The 18,849-nt window shown below is 39.8% G+C and carries 12 protein-coding genes, 1 tRNA gene and 1 pseudogene; 2 read left to right on the top strand and 12 right to left on the bottom strand.

All coding sequences use genetic code 11. From position 1 onward, the window contains the following. Positions 1–17: 17 nt before the first annotated feature. Both CYO89_RS06785 and CYO89_RS06780 read right to left on the bottom strand, forming a co-directional pair. A complete protein-coding gene (locus CYO89_RS06785; protein ID WP_002942821.1) occupies positions 18–713 on the bottom strand; it encodes a DUF4230 domain-containing protein in 696 nt (231 codons plus the stop codon). Between the two features lie 57 nt (positions 714–770). Continuing rightward, positions 771–1,604, bottom strand: a complete 834-nt coding sequence (locus CYO89_RS06780; RefSeq protein WP_103597726.1) for an MBL fold metallo-hydrolase — start codon at positions 1,602–1,604, stop codon at positions 771–773. Positions 1,605–1,902: 298 nt separating this feature from the next. On the opposite strand from CYO89_RS06780, the gene CYO89_RS06775 reads away from it, so the two are divergent. Continuing rightward, positions 1,903–5,094: a S8 family peptidase gene (locus CYO89_RS06775; protein WP_103597725.1), complete on the top strand. Its 3,192-nt coding sequence runs from the start codon at positions 1,903–1,905 to the stop codon at positions 5,092–5,094. A gap of 42 nt (positions 5,095–5,136) precedes the next feature. Here the strand turns inward: CYO89_RS06775 and ilvA are convergent, their stop codons facing one another. The 6 genes from ilvA to CYO89_RS06745 are packed head-to-tail and all read right to left on the bottom strand — an operon-like array spanning position 5,137 to position 13,777. After that, entirely contained in the window at positions 5,137–6,348 is a 1,212-nt protein-coding gene (ilvA, locus tag CYO89_RS06770; protein WP_002942811.1) for a threonine ammonia-lyase, read from the bottom strand. Positions 6,349–6,363: 15 nt separating this feature from the next. Further along, positions 6,364–7,473 (bottom strand): tRNA (uridine(54)-C5)-methyltransferase TrmA, encoded by a 1,110-nt coding sequence (gene trmA / locus CYO89_RS06765; RefSeq protein ID WP_103597724.1) that lies wholly within the window; start codon positions 7,471–7,473, stop codon positions 6,364–6,366. Between the two features lie 2 nt (positions 7,474–7,475). Continuing rightward, complete coding sequence (locus CYO89_RS06760; RefSeq protein ID WP_103597723.1) at positions 7,476–9,179, bottom strand: Na+/H+ antiporter NhaC family protein; 1,704 nt, start codon at positions 9,177–9,179, stop codon at positions 7,476–7,478. A gap of 9 nt (positions 9,180–9,188) precedes the next feature. After that, on the bottom strand, positions 9,189–9,935 hold the full coding sequence (locus CYO89_RS06755) for an SDR family NAD(P)-dependent oxidoreductase (protein ID WP_103597722.1): 747 nt from the start codon (positions 9,933–9,935) through the stop codon (positions 9,189–9,191). Positions 9,936–9,943: 8 nt separating this feature from the next. Continuing rightward, the gene (locus CYO89_RS06750; protein ID WP_103597721.1) at positions 9,944–11,155 is read right to left on the bottom strand and encodes an ankyrin repeat domain-containing protein; all 1,212 of its coding nucleotides are present in this window, start codon (positions 11,153–11,155) and stop codon (positions 9,944–9,946) included. A 36-nt stretch (positions 11,156–11,191) separates the two neighbouring features. Further along, a complete protein-coding gene (locus tag CYO89_RS06745; protein ID WP_103597720.1) occupies positions 11,192–13,777 on the bottom strand; it encodes a bifunctional aconitate hydratase 2/2-methylisocitrate dehydratase in 2,586 nt (861 codons plus the stop codon). Between the two features lie 122 nt (positions 13,778–13,899). Here CYO89_RS06745 and CYO89_RS06740 point away from each other — a divergent pair, with 122 nt between their 5' ends. Beyond that, positions 13,900–14,358, top strand: coding sequence for a methylated-DNA--[protein]-cysteine S-methyltransferase (locus CYO89_RS06740; RefSeq protein ID WP_103597732.1), 459 nt, complete (start codon positions 13,900–13,902; stop codon positions 14,356–14,358). 463 nt (positions 14,359–14,821) lie between these two features. On the opposite strand, the gene CYO89_RS10755 is transcribed toward CYO89_RS06740, so the two are convergent. The 4 genes and pseudogenes from CYO89_RS10755 to CYO89_RS06725 all read right to left on the bottom strand — a co-directional run bounded on the left by CYO89_RS10755 (position 14,822) and on the right by CYO89_RS06725 (position 18,805). Continuing rightward, positions 14,822–15,262: a methyl-accepting chemotaxis protein gene (locus CYO89_RS10755; RefSeq protein WP_430516210.1), complete on the bottom strand. Its 441-nt coding sequence runs from the start codon at positions 15,260–15,262 to the stop codon at positions 14,822–14,824. Between the two features lie 795 nt (positions 15,263–16,057). After that, a pseudogene (locus tag CYO89_RS10750) lies at positions 16,058–16,729 on the bottom strand (PDC sensor domain-containing protein); the annotation flags it as partial. Positions 16,730–17,166: 437 nt separating this feature from the next. Continuing rightward, positions 17,167–18,180 carry a bifunctional 3,4-dihydroxy-2-butanone 4-phosphate synthase/GTP cyclohydrolase II gene (locus CYO89_RS06730; RefSeq protein ID WP_103597718.1) on the bottom strand — a complete coding sequence of 338 codons (1,014 nt, stop codon included), beginning with the start codon at positions 18,178–18,180 and terminating at the stop codon, positions 17,167–17,169. A 548-nt stretch (positions 18,181–18,728) separates the two neighbouring features. Beyond that, positions 18,729–18,805: transfer RNA gene (locus tag CYO89_RS06725), tRNA-Asp, on the bottom strand. Positions 18,806–18,849: the final 44 nt, after the last annotated feature.

Raw genomic sequence — 18,849 nt, 5'->3', positions numbered from 1 at the left:
TCCTTTAAATTTTGTTTTTATGCTATGTTTTCTAAATTTAGTTGCTCGTTGATCTGCTCGTCGCTATCGTCAAAGACAAACTCGACCTTGTTTGCGCCAAAGCTCTTAGCTATCGCTTCAAGCGTGTCGCGAGCTGATTTATGAATTTTACTTTGAAGTTGCGAGATAAGGCGAACGCTCATCTTTTTTACTTCATTTCTGGCCTCTTCGATTAGTCTATTTTTGTCTTCTTCTGTAAAAGTGCTACCAAAAAAGCCATTTAGCGAGTCAGGCAGTAAAAATGGTATAAATTTGCCATTTTTCTCATCGTAAAATTTCATATCTGCGATTGAGAATTTATATTTACATGGGGGCATTTTTATCTTGTAACTAGAGTTTGCGATCTGCATGATCTCGAGCTTTGGGCTAGTTAGATCGTAGATGAAATTTATCTCAAACTCAAATATCATCGAAAGCTTCTTCTCGCTTACTAGCCACCTTAGATACTCTTTGCCAAAATTTCCAAACGCATGATCTGTCTTTGTGACGATCTCTTTGCTATAGACCTGAAAGACAGATAGCTCACCGATGCTTTTAAGCTGCGAAATTTCAGTGCTGACTGAGACATTTTCGCTATCGTCTTTTGCCTTTTTTAGCGCCTTGTTTGACCTATAAAATGCAAATGCCAAAATAGCTAGCAAGATAGCTAATATCAAATTTGCGTATTCGCTCATATTTTCTCCTTTAAAGCCCGCATTTTATCCTAAATTTGTAAAGCAAAAGAAATTTACTCACTCTGGCAAGGTGATGGGGCTATTGTAAGGCATGTGAGCGCCTACTATCTTTGTAGTCTCGTCCTCCAAGCCATCAAGCACCTTTTCTCTCGTTTTGGCAGCTTGGGCTGGATCTACATCATAAGTGATAGACATGCTTGGCTCGACCTCTTGCACTGCTAGGACGTGAAGAAGGTCAGCTATAAAGATGATCTTGTCGTTATCTGTCTCAAAGCTTATCATGTTGTGCCCTGGAGTATGGCCGTAGGCTGGGATAGCCATGATCTTTAGCGCCCCGTCAAATAGTGGCTTTTTATGGTCAAAAAAGCTCTTATCGTCTTTATAAAGCGATAAAATTTCCTTTGTCCTCTCGTCTTTGCCCTTCATCCAGTAGTCCCACTCCTTTTCATCTATAAAAAGCTTGGCGTTTTTAAATGTCTTTTTGCCGCCATCTATGAGCCCACCTATGTGATCAGGATGAGCGTGCGTGATGATGACGTAGGTTAGATCCTCTGGCTTTATTTTGCCAAAAGTTTGCAGATCATACTTTAAAATTTCCAAGCTATCTTCATAGCCGCTATCTATGAGCGCCGTGTAGTCATCGCACTTTGCAAACATTACGTTGTGTTTGTTTGGTAAATTTTTAGTATTTGCCACAAGCTCTTTTTGCGCCTCATCTTTGGCTATTAGCTTATCTACTGGCGCATCAGTCGTCTTTAGTGAAAATACATAAAGCTTGCATCCGCCCATAGATCCTATCCATACTTGATCGTTTTGTTTGCTAACCACCTCATCATCGGCACAAAAAGCCAAAGTGCAAAACAATGCAAGGCTTAATAAACTCTTTTTCATATCCCATCCTTGAATAAATTTGCGAAATTTTAGTCCTGTAAATTTAATGAAAAATAATAATCCTTTAAAAAAATATATAAATAATAGTTTTAAAAATAGTGATAAGAAAAATTATATTTAAATAACTAATTTTAGATTAAGTCTTTTATGAAATTTCTCTCTAAATGTAAAACTAGCGTAAATAACGTATATTTTCGTAAATTTAGCCTACGATTTTTCATTAAATTATTATTATTTTAATTAATAATTTATTTTAAGAATTTTAGAATTGGTTTAAATTTTATGTAAAGGACGAGATATGAAAAGATCCGTTTCAAGCAAAAAGTGCATCCTTTTAAGTGTTGCTTGCTGCACTCTTTTGCTTGCTAATCAGCTAAGTGCTAGCGAGCAAAACAGAGGTAAATTTGGCGATATAAAAAGCTGGCAGAGCGATGAGTACAAGGCCGACTGGGGTTTAGTGAGCATGAACGCAGCCGTTGCATATGCTCTTGGAGCAACTGGCAAAGGCGTAACGCTTGGTGTGATGGACTCTGGTGTGCTACTTAGTCATCCAGAATTTAGTGATGGCAGAGTAAGTGCGCTAAAGGTTTCTGGTAGCTACTATAAAGATGGTCAAAGATACCCTGACACCGAGTATGGCAACTCACCTCTTCTTAAAAAAGGCAGCGGAGATAAAAATAAAAAAGACTTTGGTGACTTTAAAAAAGGTGAAGAATTTAGCATAGATGGTGACTGGATAGCTGGAGTAAACGACTCTCACGGCACTCACGTAGCTGGCACGATAGCTGCGTCAAGAGATGGCGTGGGCATGCACGGCGTAGCATTTGATGCAAGACTTATAATGGGCAATACCGGCGGCACTGACGGCATGACATATGGTCCAAATCAAGACTACAACTTCTTTTTAAATTCTTACGAAGGACTAGCAAAGAGTGGAGCTAGAGCGATAAATAACAGCTGGGGCTCAAACCGTAAATTTTACAAAGCCTACGAAGGTGCTACTGGGTATGAAGGCGGCAATAACCTAGATATCAAAGATCTTGATGCTGCATATAAAAGCTACTATCCATTTGTAGTAAATGGCAAAAATTTCTTAGATGCAGCCTATGAGGTCGCTACAAGATATGGCGTCATCCAAATTTTTACTGCTGGCAACAGAGACGGGATGAAAGAGTCATATACAAGAGCGATGCTTCCATACTTTAGACCTGATGCTGAGAAGTACTGGCTAAACGTCACTGGCCAGCTAGAGGGCGACACGCAGCGTTACAACACACCTGGTCACTCAAAATGGTGGAGCGTGGCAGCACCTGCAAAACCTATATACTCAACCGTCGTTGATCTAAAAACTGGCAAGGCAGGCTACGACACAAAAGGCGGCACATCAATGGCAGCTCCACACGTCACTGGCGCACTTGGTGTCATCATGCAAAGATACCCATATATGAATAACGCTCAGATAAGAGAGGTACTACTAACTACTGCAAGGCAAGTTCATGATGATTTCAAAGAGCCAGCCGATACTAGAAAAATTTCAGGCTTTAGTGCTGCGCTTGGAGTGCCTGATGAGCGCTGGGGCTGGGGCGTAGTGGATCTATATAAGGCGATGTTTGGACCAGGTCAGCTTCTAGGCGTGTTTGATATAAATTTAAATAGCGATGATATCTACTCAAACAACATAAGCGATGTGGCCATCAAATTTAGAAAAACAGAAGATGATGCAGAGGCTAAAATTTGGACCAAGCGCAAGGCTGAGCTAGAAAAAATAGCAAATTTAACACCAGAGCAAAAAGCTGAGCTCGATATTGGTAACGCTAGAGAAAGAGCAAGAGAGTTAAGGGCAAGTGAGGGCTACGAAGGTACTCTTATAAAAAGAGGTCAAGGCACACTAAGCCTAGCAGGAGACAACTCTTACACTGGCAAAACCATAATAAAAGGCGGCAAGATCACAGCTCTTAATCAATCTCTAAAATCAAGCGACGTGATAGTAGAAAATGGCGGCGCACTAGAAATTGTAAGACAAATGAGCGTGCCAAAGGTTAGTAGAAATAAATTTACCTTGCAACTATCTTTAGGAGAAGTGACCAAAAAAAGCTCAAATGACGTAGTAAAAGCCACTATCAAATCAGGCGGTAGCTACATCGTCTCAAACGGCGCTTCAAATTTAGATCTAAATTTCGAGAAAAACTCATTTATAAACATAAGTGAGCCAAGCTTAGAGATCATGCAAAGGCTCTATAACGACAGCACAAAATCAAAAACATTTACAGCAACTGGAAATTTCAAAGGCTATGAAGATACCCTTTCAAGAGAGTATGCGTTTTTTGATCTTGGCAAAAACTATAGTGATGACAAGCTAGAGCTTACTCTTAAAAAATCAAAAAATACAATGACAAGCATCGCAGCTAATGACAACCAAAAGAAAGTTGCACAGCTCATAGAAAGCACAGCTAGCAGGCCAGCACTACTTCCTTCGCCATTTAGAAGCAGGCCAGCAGTTATCACAAGCGATCTTTATAGATACTTCATCTACACTACACCAAAAGAGGCAAAACAAACTCTAAAAACATTTGCAAATGAGGCAAATTTAGCTCAGCACAATGCATTTTTACTAGAAAACATCATGCTTAAAAATGCAGTCATCAACCACGAATCTGACCCATTTGGCATAAGAGCAAGCGACTCAAATGGCATGAAATTTTGGTCAAATACTATGTTTGATGCTATGAAATTTAATGACATAAAAGCAAACTCTATGACACAGCTTTTTGGATTTGACGGCAGTGTAAATGACGCATTTGTACTTGGCGGTGTTCTTGGTGCTAGCACAGAAAAAGTAAAAGAAGACGGCGATGATGCCTATAAGACAAAAGGCAAAAGCATCGGTATCTACGGCAAAAGCGAGATCGCTAGCACGAAACTAGACCTTGGCGTCCTATACACAGATGCTAAGCGCAAAACTCAAAATGGTGCAACAATCGCAAGCTTTTACTCAAACGATCATATAAAAAGCAAAGAAAAAGCACTTAATGCTTATGCAAATTTAGCCCTAACTAGCTTTAATACAGAAAATTTCTCGCTAAATCCTTATGTGGGTGCAAGCTATCTACGCATGAAAACCGATAGCACAAGCCAAAATGTAGGAATTTTCAAAATGGATGTTGATGAAAAAACTAGAAATTTAGGCATTTTTAGCCTTGGTCTAAACCCTAGCGTACCATTTAGCCTAGGTAGCACTAAGATGAAATTTGAAGCTGATCTAGCATACAACAGACTAGTTGGCGACACAAAACCAACTATCGGTGTAAATGTCGCAAATGCTGGATATCTAGAGTTAGAGGGCAAAGAGGTTAAAAACCTTGGCACAGCTAGCCTTGGCATAAAAGCAAATGTCTATAAAAATGTAAATTTAGGCCTTTCTTACACTGGAGCTTTTGCTAAAGATGTAAGATCAAACAGCGTAAATGCTAAATTTGAGATATTGTTTTAGTTAGAAATGCTCGCTACTTTAAAGGGTAGCGAGCTTGTAAATTTAGAAGAGTTGAGTGAAAGAAAAGCCGTTTTTATTAAGCGTATCTTTGATCTTTTCTTGATGCTCAAGACCCTTTGTCTCAAGCGTGATAGTGATACTTGCATCGCCGTAGTCAAGCTTAGTAGAGAAGCGGTCGTAGTCGATCTTGACGATATTTGCATTTGCTGATTTAAGACTATCAGTTAGGCTCATTAGCGCTCCTGGCTTATCTACAAGTGTGATTTGCAAGGTCATCTTGCGGTGAGACTTGATAAGACCCTTTTCAATGATGATAGAAAGCACCTGAACATCGATATTTCCGCCACTTAGCACCACGCCTATCTTTGCGCCTTTTTTAAATTTGATCTTATCATGCATAAGTGCTGCCACGCCAGCTGCGCCAGCTCCCTCAACCACGATCTTTTGCGTCTCTAGCAAAAACAAAATCGCAGTTGCGATCTCCTCATCATCGACCTGCACAAACTCATCCACACACTCAACGATATTTTTAAGCGTTATCTCGCTCGCATCACGCACAGCTATGCCATCAGCTATGGTGCGAACTGACTTTGAGTTTATGCTCTTTTTAGCGCCGTAGCTGTTAAACATCGCTGGAGCGCCCTTTGCGCCGACGCAAACGACTTTAGTTTTTGGATTGACTTGTTTTATACAGCTTGCCACGCCGCTAGCTAGGCCACCACCGCCAACTGGCACTACAACCATATCAAGGTCGCTTATCTCATCAAGCATCTCAAGACCCACAGTGCCCTGACCTGCCATGACGTACTCATCGTTAAATGGATGAACAAAGGTCATATCTTTTTCTTTGGCATAATTTACTGCAAATTCATAAGCCTCATCAAAGTTATCACCTTTTAAGATCACTTCAGCGCCAAGATCCTTTGTGCCAGCTACCTTTAGAAGTGGGGTTGATTCTGGCATGACGATGCAAGCGTGCACGCCAAATTCTTTTGCGCTTATCGCCACGCCTTGAGCGTGATTGCCAGCGCTTGCAGCCACGACGCCACGTTTTCGCTCCTCATCGCTTAGGCTAGCTATTTTATTGTAAGCGCCTCTTATCTTGTAAGCTCCGGTTCGTTGTAAATTTTCCTCTTTTAGATAGACATTTGCGCCTAAAATTTTGCTAAGTTTTGCACTTAGCGCAAACGGAGTTTTATTTACAAAGTGACCGATCGTTATCTTTGCTTGGATTATTTTGTTTAATGAAACCATTTTTCAACTTTCCTTTTAAAATTTATCTTTTGCCTCTAGTAGCACGCCACACTCGATGTGATGAGTGTTGGCAAACTGATCAAAGAGCGCAAATTTTATCACTTTATGGCTTTTAGTAAGCTCATTTAGATTTTCTTTTAATGTCTCTGGATTGCACGAGATGTAGATGATGTTTTTGAAATTTCTAATGAAATTTATGACGCTTTCACTAAGTCCTGCGCGTGGTGGATCGACAAGGACGTGCGAGAAGTTAAAGTCGCTCAAATTTATATCTTTTAGCCTATTAAACTCCCTAACACCAGCAAATGCGCTCATCAGCTCATCAGCGTCCATACGCAAAAATTTGATATTTTCTGCACCATTTAGCTCGCAGTTTTTAAGGGCATTTGCGATCGAGCTTTTTGAAATTTCAGTGGCAAGGACGTTTTTAAATTTAAACGAAAGCGGGATGGTAAAATTCCCATGTCCGCAGTAGAGCTCCAGCAAGTCAGCGCCACCTTGCACGCACTCTTTTGCCCAAGTTATCATCTTCTCATTTACCGCTTTATTTGGCTGGATAAAGGCATTTTCACTTAGACTAAATTTATAAATTTGCCCATCAACATTTAGCTCATCAACTAAATTTAGCTCACCGCTTAGCAGCTTTTGACCGCGAGATCTAGCTAGGATAATCACATCAAGCTTGCTAGCTAGAATTTTCATCGCCGCTTCAAACTCACTACCAAGCTTTTTGTGATAAAGAAGCGTGACTAAGGTGCCACTTTTACAGGCGATAAACTCCACTCCAAAGAGCTTTGTGCGTAAAATTTCATCATCTTGCAAGCTCTCAAGTAGCCTTGGCATGAGATGTGAAATTTGTTCGCAAACCTTTGGGCACTCATCTATAAAAACTTTTTTGCCTTTTTCGCTTGCGTGCATAGTATAGCTAAGCTTGCTACCCTCGTGCCAGATGCCAAACTCAGCCCTCGTGCGGTAGTGCTTTGGGCTTGAGCTAAAAATATCAAATTTACCCACATAAAAGTTGGAGAAATTTTGCTTGATAAGATCAGTTTTAAATGAAATTTGCTCACTATAAGGGGTAAAAAGAGTGCATGATCCGCACTCTTTTAGGTATTTGCAGTCCAAATTTATGCCGCTTTCTCTTCGACTTTTTTACCGACAAATCTAACCAAAGCCCAGATCGCTAAAAATCCGCAAGGAAGTGCGATCCAAACGCTAAGACCAAGTGCGACCGGCAAGTAGCCAACAAGCACACAAACCGCGCAAACGCTAAGTGCGTAGATCATCTGCGTTGAGACGTGATCGATGTGGCTACATCCTGCGCCCATTGATGAAAGTATCGTAGTGTCTGATATCGGCGAGCAGTGGTCACCAAAGATAGCGCCAGTTAGAACGCTTGAGATATTTACGATCATATAAGCATGCATCGCATCGCCATCTAAGCCGTAGTTTTTGCCCACTGCATAAGCTAGCGGGATAGCAAGAGGCATCAAAATGCCCATCGTGCCGTAGCTGGTGCCAGTTGAGAAACTGATAAATGAGCCAAGGATGAAAACAGCCACTGGCAAGATAAATTTAGGCGTTGAATCACTTAGTAGATCAACCAAATATCTTGAAGTGCCAAGCTCTTTTATAACCGCACTAAGGCTCCAAGCAAGAAGCAAGATGACAACCGTGATGATCATAGTTTTCCAGCCCTTTACCCATGTGCTAATAGCCTCTTTTACATCAAAAATTTTGCGCCAAACACCCATCGTGATAGCTACGATACTAGCAAGTAGCGCTGCTTGAAATAGCGATGTAGCAGAGTCAGCTGCGCCAAAAGTATCTTTAAATGTTGAAAATGAAAGCGGATTTGCAAGTGCATTTTTAAGAGTATCGCCCTCAAGTGCAGCAAGACCGCTAAAATAAAAGCTAGTAAATGCGCCGATAACTAGCACAAGAAGTGGCACGATCGCATTTGAAGCGCTTAGTTTTACGCCCTCTTTTGGCTCAAGAGTTTTATCTTCAAGGTCTTGAATTTGAGTTTTGCCTGAGTGAAGCTCGCCTCTTCTAGCGCGTCTTTCAGCTGCTAGCATAGGACCATACTCACGCTGCATCAAGGCTGTGCAGACGATGAAAAACAAGATAAAGAGGTTGTAAAATCTATATGGAATGGTCTCGATAAATATAGAATAAGCGTTTATGCCAGTCTCGCCGATTAGCTCGTAGCCCTTTTCAATGAGCGAAACCTCAAGTCCGACCCATGTAGAGATGATAGCAATACCTGCAATCGGTGCTGCAGTAGCGTCGATAATGAAGGCTAACTTTTCGCGGCTTATTTTAAATTTATCGCTTATTGGTCTCATGATAGGACCAACGATTAGGGCATTTGCGTAGTCATCGAAAAATACAAAGATACCCATAAGCCAAGTTGAAATTTGAGCTGAAACGCCAGTTTTTGCCTTTTTGCTAAGCCAAAGAGCAACTGCTTTTGTGCCACCCATCTTTGTGATAAGTGCGACCACACCGCCTATACAAAGCACTTGAAGCAAGATGCCTGAGTCGGTCTTGTCAGCCATTGACTCAACCACTCTTGAAACGATACCAGTAAAGCCCTTTACGATGCCCATAAAGACGTTTTCATTGATGATATTTATGAGAAACGTTCCGCTAAAAACACCGATAAATAGCGACAATATAACGTCTTTTGTGATAAAAGCAAGTGCTATTGCCACAACAGGCGGTATAAGCGTGAATACGCCGTAAATTTCAGCGTTTCTCTTTGCTACTTCTGGATCAACACCAAAAAGCGCGGCACTAAAAAATAGTAATAATAAAATTTGTCTCACAAGAACTCCTTAAAATTTTTCTATCGCAAGCCCAGCCCAAGTCTGCGTGTTTGCCATGACTTCGACCCTGTTTATATTGACACTTCCAGGCATATTTAGACAATTTACCAAAATAGTCGCGATATCCTCAGACGTGATGAAATTTGTATTTTCATAAAGACTATCCGCCTTTGCCTTATCTCCTCTAAATCTAACCTCGCTAAATTCAGTCTTACAAAGCCCTGGCTCGATGTTTGTCACCCTGATATTTGTGCCAACTAGATCGTTCCTTAAATTTAGACTAAACTGCTTTACAAAGGCCTTTGTAGCGCCATAAACATTACTGCCAGGATATGGCCACGAACCAGCTGTCGAGCCAAGATTAAAGATATAGCCCTTTTCTTGCTTGTAAAGTAGCGGCAAAACGGCCTTTGTAGAGTAGATGAGACCCTTTACGTTCGTATCTATCATCGCCTCAAAGTCCTCTACCTTCGCATCTATCGTCTTTTCAAGTCCAAGCGCCATACCAGCGTTGTTTACAAGCACTTCGATGTCCTTAAATTTATCAGGCAGGCTCTCTACCGCCTTAAAAACAGCCTCTTTATCACGTATGTCAGCTACGATGATGTGCGTATCGCCAAGCTCACTTGCTAGCTTTTTTAGCCTATCTTCGCGCCTTGCAAGAGCTACTATCTTATAGCCCTCTTTTGAGAGTCTTCTGGCGATCGCCTCACCAAAGCCAGATGTCACACCTGTCACAAAAGCTGTCTTTTTCATATCTCTTCCTAATTAAAATTTGGCTTTAAGCCAAGCTCTTCTAAAAATTTAATATTTTTTTCATTTTTATCTTTAATCGCATAATCAAGTGCGTTAAATCCAGCATCATCAGTAGCATTTATATCAGCGCCGTTATCTATCAAAAGCTTTAAAATTTCTGGCGTCGCATGAGCTGCTGCATGCATAAAAACGCTTCTGTTTGTATGCTCCAAGCCACACGTATCTTCTGCTTGCATCATGCCTAAATTTATCATATTCATCCTAGACTGCTCATCGATGTAGCTCTCGTTTGCATTTGCCCCACTCTTTAATAAAAGCTCGCAAAGAGGCGCATCCTCAAACTGCACAGCGTAAAAAAGCGCACTTTTGCCAAAGAAATTTTTGTGATTTACATCGGCTCTATTTTTAAGCAAAATTTTTACATTTTCTAAATTTTTAAGAGCAAAAAAGAGCGGTGTCTCATCGCCTAAATTAACATCGGCCCCGCGTCTTATGATCTCTTCTATCATATCGCTACTTTTGTCATTTAGTAGTGCGATATCAAGTAAATTTGTAAGCTCAGCTGTGCTGTAATTTTTGGAGTAGAGCAAATTTACAAGCTCATCTTGGCTTAGCTTTTGAGCCATCATCTTTTGCTCAGAAGTTAGAACTTTAGCCTTATTTATCTTTTTACCAACACTAAAGCTTAAAAACTCATTTATCACGCTAGTAGCGTAGTATGCGGCACTTGCACTATCAACGCCTAAAGTCTCATAAAATTTAACTAGCGGAGTTTGTGCGTTTTTATAAGCTTCGCTGAATTTTTTATATTTTAAAAAGTTAAACAAGCTCTCATTCGCCCAATATCTAAAGTACTCCATTTGAGCATCTTTTTGGGCTTCTGCGACCTCTGGCTTTGCAAGCTCTTTTTGATAAAGCTCAGGTGCAAACGATGCTTTTAGCAAGTTCCATCTAAATTTATTTAAATTTTCTCTATAAACGCCCTCGCCAACGCAGCTTTGAGACTCGCTCCTAACAGCCACACTCGCATCAAAAAGCTCTTTTACCTCTTTTAAATTTAAAAGCGAGCCATCGCAATAAAATAGCCCCTCATTCGCATAAGCAAGCTCGTTTGGAGTAGTTTTAAAGCTCTCTTTTTTAGCAAGATCACCGCACTCTAATGCGTGTAAATTCAGAAAAAGAAAACTGCTAAAAAAGAGGAAAAAAGCTACTTTTTTCATCAAAGCTCCTTAAAATTTCGCGATATTGTAACAAATTTATATACTAAACTCGCTTATTTCATTAAAATTTAGGTATTTATAAATTTGATCTTTGTTTAAACTAAGGCTATCTCTTACTATTTTTTTATACTCGCTAACGCTTGGCAAACGCCCTAGCAGCGCGCATACAGCGGCCAGCTCGGCACTTCCTAGATAGACCTTTGCGCCCATGCCCATTCTGTTGTCAAAATTTCTAGTCGAGGTCGAAAAAACGACGGCATTGTCATTAACTCTTGCTTGATTACCCATGCAAAGCGAGCAACCTGGCACCTCTGTCCTAGCATTTAACCTTTTAAAAATTTCATAAACGCCCTCATCTTCAAGCGTCTTTTTATCCATCTTAGTTGGCGGAGCGATCCAAAGCCTAGTAGTAAGCTTGCTCTCACGCTCTAAAATTCTAGCAAGCGCCCTGTAATGCCCGATATTTGTCATACAGCTACCCACAAAGACCTCGTCGATGTTGTGCGCTCTTTTGCTATCAGCTAAAATTTCACTTAGCGTCGCCACGTCATCTGGGTCGTTTGGACAGGCCAAAATCGGCTCATCTATCTTCGATAAATCAATCTCTAAAATTTCAGCGTAACTTGCGTCTTTGTCGGCTCTTAAAAGAGTTGGATTTTCTAGCCATTTTTGCATCTTCTCTTTTCGCCTAGCAAGCGTTTCACGGCTCTCATATCCTGCTTTTATCATTGCTTCTATTAGCGCAACGTTTGAGCGAACGTACTCCGCGACGCTAGCCTCGCTTAAATTTACCACGCAAGCAGCCGCCGAGCGCTCAGCCGAAGCATCACTTAGCTCAAATGCCTGCTCCACTTTTAGACTCTCTAATCCCTCGATCTCTAAAATTTTACCTGCAAAAATGTTCTTTTTATTTTTCTTTTCAACGCTTAAAAGCCCTTTTTTGATAGCAAAATAAGGTATTGCATTGACAAGATCACGAAGCGTCACGCCCTCTTTTAGCTCGCCTTTAAATTTGATCAAAACCGACTCTGGCATATTTAGCGGCATCATACCAAGCACCGCCGCAAACGCCACTAGGCCGCTGCCTGCTGGAAAGCTAATGCCAATAGGAAATCTCGTGTGACTATCGCCACCAGTGCCCACCGTATCAGGCAAGACCATGCGGTTTAGCCACGAGTGGATGACGCCATCACCTGGCTTTAGGCTCACACCGCCACGCAAATTTATAAATTTAGGCAGGCTCTTTTGCATCTCAAGGTCGCTTGGCTTTGGATAAGCAGCCGTGTGGCAAAAGCTTTGCAAGACAAAATCCGCCCCAAAACTAAGGCTAGCAAGCTCTTTTATCTCATCTCTAGTCATCGGCCCAGTGGTGTCTTGCGAGCCAACGGTCAAAATTTCAGGCTCCACGTATGCACCAGCTCTCACGCCAGCCTTGCCACAAGCCTTGCCGACCATCTTTTGAGCGAGCGTATAGCCACCGCCTAGCTCTTTTGGCTGATCTGGCTTTATGAAAATTTGTTCCTCGCCAAGTCCCAAGGCCTCTCTAGCCTTTTTGGTGACTTGCCTACCTATCATCAAAGGTATCCTGCCCCCTGCTCTTATCTCGTCGCTTAGGGTGTTTGGGCTAAGTTTAAAATTTGCCACGAGTTTTTTTTCATTGCCTGCAAGCTTGTAAATTTCGCCTTTAAATGGATAAATTTCTATCTCATTGCCCATTTCTAACTCATTTACGTTTGCGACTATTGGCAGTGCACCGCTGTCTTCGGCGGTATTAAAAAATATCGGAGCTATGGTTGTGCCGATCACGATGCCGCCAGTTTTTTTATTTGGCACGCCCTCTATCTCATCGCCAAGGTGCCACTGAATAGAGTTTATGCCGCTCTTTCTGCTGCTGCCAGTGCCGACCACGTCGCCAACGTATGCCACGCTCTTGCCACGACTTTTTAGCTCCTTTAATATCTCCAAACCCTCAGGCATCTTTTTAACGAGCATCGCCTTTGCGTGAAGCGGTATATCAGCCCTTGTATAGGCCTCACTAGCAGGGCTTAGATCGTCTGTGTTTGTCTCGCCAGCCACTTTAAAAACGACTGCCTTTATGCACTCATCAAGCGGCTTTTTGTGCGCAAACCACTCCGCATTTGCCCAAGAAACAAGCACCTCTTTTGCAAATTTATTACTGTTTGCTAGCTTTGCGATCTCGTCAAAATGCTCATGCACCAAAATGATGTTTTTTAGCTCATTTGCCGCAGCTTGCGCGATAGTTTCGTCGCTATTTTTTAGCGCTCGCACCAAAATTTCTACGTTGTATCCGCCAAGCATCTTGCCTAAAATTTTAATGGCACGAACCGCATCAAGCCCGTCTATTTTAAGCCCGTCTATCACCTCGCCAAGAAATTCTGCCTTTATCTTTGCCCCGTCATCAACGCCAGGATTTACACGATTTGTAAGCAAATTTATAAGAAATTTTAGCTCGTTTTGCGCCTTTTCATCACCACTAGAGTTGCCAGCAAGTCTCATTAGCTCGCAAATTTCGCTTGTTTGCTTGGCATTTAGCGCAAGCGGTGGCACGCCCTCTTTTTCTCGCTCACTCACGTGTTTTTCGTAGTCGGTAAAAAAGCTCATAAATTTCCTTTGTGATTTTGCTCGTTTTTAGTCCAAAATCGCTGATTTTGCTTGCATTTTATCAAAAAGCAAAACAATCTAAAGTAAAATTTGCCCAAAATTTCAAATTTCAAGGAGTAAATGTGTCAAAAGCCTACCTAAAATCGCCCATTGGAATTTTAGAGATCGTTGCTAGTGAAAATGGAATTTGTGAGATAAATTTTGTAGATAAATTTGAAAAAGTTGCGGTAAAAGATGAAAATTTAAAACTTTGTTTAGATGAACTGGAGGCCTATTTTAAGGGCGAGCTTAAAAAATTTAGCGTTAGACTTGATGTAAAAACGACAAAATTTAGAGCCAAAATTTATGACGTTTTACAAAAAGTGCCATACGGCGAAACGACTACCTACGCAGCTCTTGCACTTGCTGCTGGCCACAAAAACGCCTACCGTGCAGTGGGATCTGCAAATGCCAAAAATCCACTGCCTATCATCGTCCCTTGCCACAGAGTGCTTTCTCGCAGCGGTCTTGGCGGCTACTCAGGCGGCGAAGGCCTGCCAACTAAAATTTGGCTACTAGAGCACGAAGCAAAACATAAGTAGCCGGTAATTTTAAATTTGAAATTTTAAAAAGACCTATCAAATCTTAAAATTTGACAGAGTTTTTTAATTAAAACAATACGCATGCAGTGCGCTAGCACTATCGCATGCACCTCTAACGTTGTAGGGGTTGGGGGATTGTTAAGGGGGAAGGGAGCGACTTCGTAATTCAAGCCTCTTACCCCTTAACATAAAAAGAATTTTGTAAATTTAATTAAGTTAGTTTTTGCAAATTTTAAAATCTTACTCACTCGCCTTAGTAACTTACTAAATTTAGAAGCGTGATATGCTTGTTCATAAATTTTAAAATTTAATAGATAATTCTTGAATATTAAATTTAAAGTTTAGAATTTAAAGTAGCTATATAAATGATTAAAATTCCAACCCAGTCTAAGCTAGGTTGGAATTTGTTTTGTAGTCTTGTTTAAACAAGAGTTTTGTTTAAAACTCTAAGAAAGAAATATTTTTAAAACCTCTTCTTCCTAACCTCTTCAACTATAGCTTTAGCCATCTCATCTACTTCTGATGTTACTTCGTTTGCTTGGTTAGCTATTACCACATTCTCTTTTGTTAGGTGATCTATTTGAGCAACTGACTCATTTATCATATTAATGCCTTCACTTTGCTCTTTTATAGATTCACTCATCTCGTTTATTGATTGAGCTAGGACATTTGTATTTGCTTCTATCTCACCAAGTGATTTTTGTGTTCTTTCAGCTAGCTTTCTAACTTCATCAGCCACAACGGCAAATCCTCTGCCATGCTCTCCAGCTCTAGCTGCTTCTATTGCAGCATTAAGAGCAAGTAAATTTGTTTGATCTGCTATATCTCTAATAATAGTTATGATGTTTTTAATTTCATCTGATTGTCTTATAACATCAGCTGTCTTTTGAGAGATGGCATTCATTGAGCTAGACATTTGTTCAACTGCAGCAGCGCTTTCTTGTAAGCTATTTGCTTGAGTGTTTGCACCTTGTGTAAGCTCTTTCATAGCCTCAGCTAGAGTTGTAGCTTTTTCTTCAAGTATCTTGGCATCATTTAAATTTGAGTTTAGCATAGTGCAAATTACTTCACCCATGTTTGATACTCCAAGTATCATAGCCTTTAGATCGGCCTCTAGCTCGTCATTTATCTCAACCTTTGCTGTAAAGTCGTTTTTAGTATATGAGCTAAGAACGTTTGTTATGCCCTTTAAATTTGCCGAGATAGATGTAAAGAATTTATTTAGTAGCTCTTTTAGCTCATTTAGCGATGGGTTGTTTGGAGTTGAGCCTATCTTTGCTCCAAGGTTTCCTTTGATCATTAAATTTGCTACCTTATTTAGCTCATCTATCATAGTGCTATCTTTTTTGATGCCAGCTACGACTTTGTCGATGTTTTCATTTATCGCCTTACTCATCTCACCAAATTCATCATTTGATCTTACCTCTAGCTTGCTTGGTGCTTTTGCTTCGTAAGTTACAAATTTAAATAGATCATCAAGCTTAGACTGGATGGTTTTTATAGGGTTAAGGGACTTTTTAAGTAAGAAATAGACAAATGCTGAAAGGATAACGATAAATAGCACTGCTAGGATTAGCTGGATCTTTAGGAGGGGCATAGTCTGGCTGCTAAAAGTATCGGCATTTATCGCAGCAACTGCGAGCCAACCGTCGTCGTTTATAGGTAAAATTTTAGCCGAAACATTTACGCCTTTTGAGTTTTGGTATGAGATCAAGCCATTTTCGTCAAAGTCCTTGCTAGCAAATTTCGCAGCCAGCGTCTTTGTCGCGTTTGCGGCTTGATTTATAAGGCTTTCGTCATCATGTAACAAGATAACACCATCTTTGTCCATAAAATAGACATAGCCAAACTCAGTTTTACCCATCTTTAGAAGCTTTTTACTTAAAAGCCTGATATTAACATCAGTAAATGTAGCTCCCAAAAGCTTGCCGTCCTCCGTTATCGGAGTAGAGAAAGTCATGCATAAGTCGTGCTCTGGGGCGACCATGTCTATATATGGCTTTGTAAAGATAGTTTTTCCGCTACTTTTTGCGGCGATATACCAGCCCCTGCCCCTTGGTTCGTATTTATCTTTTTCTGGGGTTAAGGTTTTGCCATTTGAGCCATAAGTATAGCCGTTGCTCTCTGCTGCAAAATAGGCACCTATGACTATTGATTTTAAATTTTCTTTTGTAGATTTTAAACGAGTAAGAATTTCATCTTCGTTACCCACACTGCCCACTAGCTTGCTAGCTAGCTTTTGCGAGTCCTCCATGTAGTCATCAATAAAACTTTGCGTCACAGACTTTATGTCAGATAGAATTTGATCTTGGTTTTGGCTGATCAGCTTCACCACCTCCTCTTTTGCGTTAAAGTAGCTAACAGCCGACATCGCAGCAAAGCATACACTCAAAAGAACAATAAGCGTCAATGCGATCTTGTTTGATATAGATCTCATTTCATCCTCCTTGTGAAATATTAGTAGAATTATAAAATTTAAAATATAAATTTAATCTTTTATTTTAAATAATATTTTATATTAAATAGTGATTAAATCTATAAAAATAACGTAAATTAGCGATATATTAGAAATTTTTTAATTAAATTTAATTTATTTTATAAAATATATTTGAAGTAAAATATTTAATTTTAGCATAAAACTGGTTTATAAACTAAATTTATGCTATATAACCTTAAACAAAAGAGAAACTTCTTAAAATTTTACATGTAATGAGAGTTTAAATTTGTAAATGATCTGCGAAATTTAACTTAAAAAGTATTATAAAATTTAGCCAGAGACCAAGTCCAACTGGCTAAATTTGGTGATATTTAAATTTCTTTATAGCCGACTATATTTAGCCCAAAACCAGCTAAGCTTACAAATTCTTTATTTTTATTTGAGCTTAGAAGCTCGATATCCTTTACGCCAAAGTGATTTAAAATTTGCGCTCCGATGCCGTAGTCCTTGCTTGTGTTTGAGTTGTCGCTATCTAAAAAGATCAAAATTCCACCATTTTGGCTTAGAAATTTGATAGTTTTTAAAAGCTCGTCGTATTTTGGACTGCTCAAAAGCTCGTGATCGGCTAGAATTTTTTGAAATTTGACATTTGCCTTGCTCTTTGGCTCGCCAAAAAGATAAGCTGAGTGGATTTTGCCTTTGTGATCGGTGATATCGTATCTTGCTGCAGCGCAGTTTGCGATCATCACGTCACTTTTTTCGCCAACTCTTATGAGGCTTTCATGGCTTAGTCTATACTCGACCAGATCAGAAACGCTGATCATATTTAGCCCAAATTTCTTACAAAACTCCTCTAAATAATCACGCCTTGCCATAGTGCCATCTTCTTTTACTATCTCGCATATCGAAGCCATCGGAGCAACACCTGCAAGCTTACAAAGATCGACTGAGCCCTCTGTGTGGCCTGTGCGAACTAGCACGCCGCCATTTTTGGCGATAAGCGGGAAGATGTGTCCTGGACGCACGAAGTCTTCAGGCTTTGAGCTGGCATCAGCTGCAAGTCTGATCGTCATATCGCGCTCGTATGCGCTAACACCCGTTGTTGCGTCTTTTGCGTCTATCGTAACTGTAAAAGCTGTCTCGTGGCTCGATGTGTTTTTGGCTACCATTAGCGGTAGATCAAGCCTTTTGGCGTTTGCCTCGTCCATCGCAAGACAGAGCACGCCCTTTGCATGAGTGATAGCGAAATTTACCTTTTGCATGTCACTACTAGCTGCTGAAAAGACTAGATCGCCCTCGTTTTCGCGGTCCTCATCATCGACCATAACGACCATTTTTCCATTTTTTATATCCTCAATCGCTCTTAATACATTTTCAAGTGCCATAATTATCCTTTTATAAATTTTTACGGATTATATTGATATTTTGATAATCAAAAGATAAAAATAATATTTTTTCTTTGCCGATAATCACTTTTGAGAAAATAGAATTTACACCAAAATTTAAGCTTTTAAGGTTGATATTAGCCATTTGGCATGATAAATTTATCTCATATAGGCATAAAATTTAAATGTATGTTTATGCGATAAAATAAATTTTTACTTTAAATTTTAAAATATGCCTTAACGTTAAGCAACAAAAAATTGTTATTTTAGGTTTGTTAATAGCACTATAAAGATAATTGAAATTTTATATTAAATTTAGTTTTAAAATTTAAATATTCTTTGTTTAGAAAATCGAGTGGAAATTGGGCTTTAATCGTTATTTTTGCTATAAAAACTAAAAATTTTTAATAGAGAAAAATATATTTTAAATTTTTCTAAAGACAATATTTTATGTATTATTTTACATATTATTTAATAAAATATTTTTATAAAAATTTTGCATTAAATTTAAAAAAATAAAGACAAAAATAGAAAAAATTAAAAGTAGATGGCGCAGCGGACGGGGCTCGAACCCGCGACCTCCGCCGTGACAGGGCGGCATTCTAACCAACTGAACTACCGCTGCACCTAAAAGTAATGGTGGTCGCTATAAGACTCGAACTTATGACA

The sequence above is a fragment of the Campylobacter concisus genome (assembly GCF_002913765.1).
Classification (GTDB): domain Bacteria; phylum Campylobacterota; class Campylobacteria; order Campylobacterales; family Campylobacteraceae; genus Campylobacter_A; species Campylobacter_A concisus_BB.
The sequence above is the reverse complement of the archived record's forward strand: the minus strand, read 5'-3'. Positions and strand labels throughout refer to the sequence as shown.

Excerpts from the sequence above, each read along its gene's own strand:
- CYO89_RS06785 (WP_002942821.1), bottom strand. The coding sequence starts at position 713 with ATGAGCGAATACGCAAATTTGATATTAGCTATCTTGCTAGCTATTTTG.
- CYO89_RS06780 (WP_103597726.1), bottom strand. The coding sequence starts at position 1,604 with ATGAAAAAGAGTTTATTAAGCCTTGCATTGTTTTGCACTTTGGCTTTT.
- CYO89_RS06755 (WP_103597722.1), bottom strand. The coding sequence starts at position 9,935 with ATGAAAAAGACAGCTTTTGTGACAGGTGTGACATCTGGCTTTGGTGAG.
- CYO89_RS06750 (WP_103597721.1), bottom strand. The coding sequence starts at position 11,155 with ATGAAAAAAGTAGCTTTTTTCCTCTTTTTTAGCAGTTTTCTTTTTCTG.
- ilvA (WP_002942811.1), bottom strand. The coding sequence starts at position 6,348 with ATGGTTTCATTAAACAAAATAATCCAAGCAAAGATAACGATCGGTCAC.
- CYO89_RS06730 (WP_103597718.1), bottom strand. The coding sequence starts at position 18,180 with ATGGCACTTGAAAATGTATTAAGAGCGATTGAGGATATAAAAAATGGA.
- CYO89_RS06745 (WP_103597720.1), bottom strand. The coding sequence starts at position 13,777 with ATGAGCTTTTTTACCGACTACGAAAAACACGTGAGTGAGCGAGAAAAA.
- CYO89_RS06775 (WP_103597725.1), top strand. The coding sequence starts at position 1,903 with ATGAAAAGATCCGTTTCAAGCAAAAAGTGCATCCTTTTAAGTGTTGCT.
- CYO89_RS10755 (WP_430516210.1), bottom strand. The coding sequence starts at position 15,262 with ATGAATGCCATCTCTCAAAAGACAGCTGATGTTATAAGACAATCAGAT.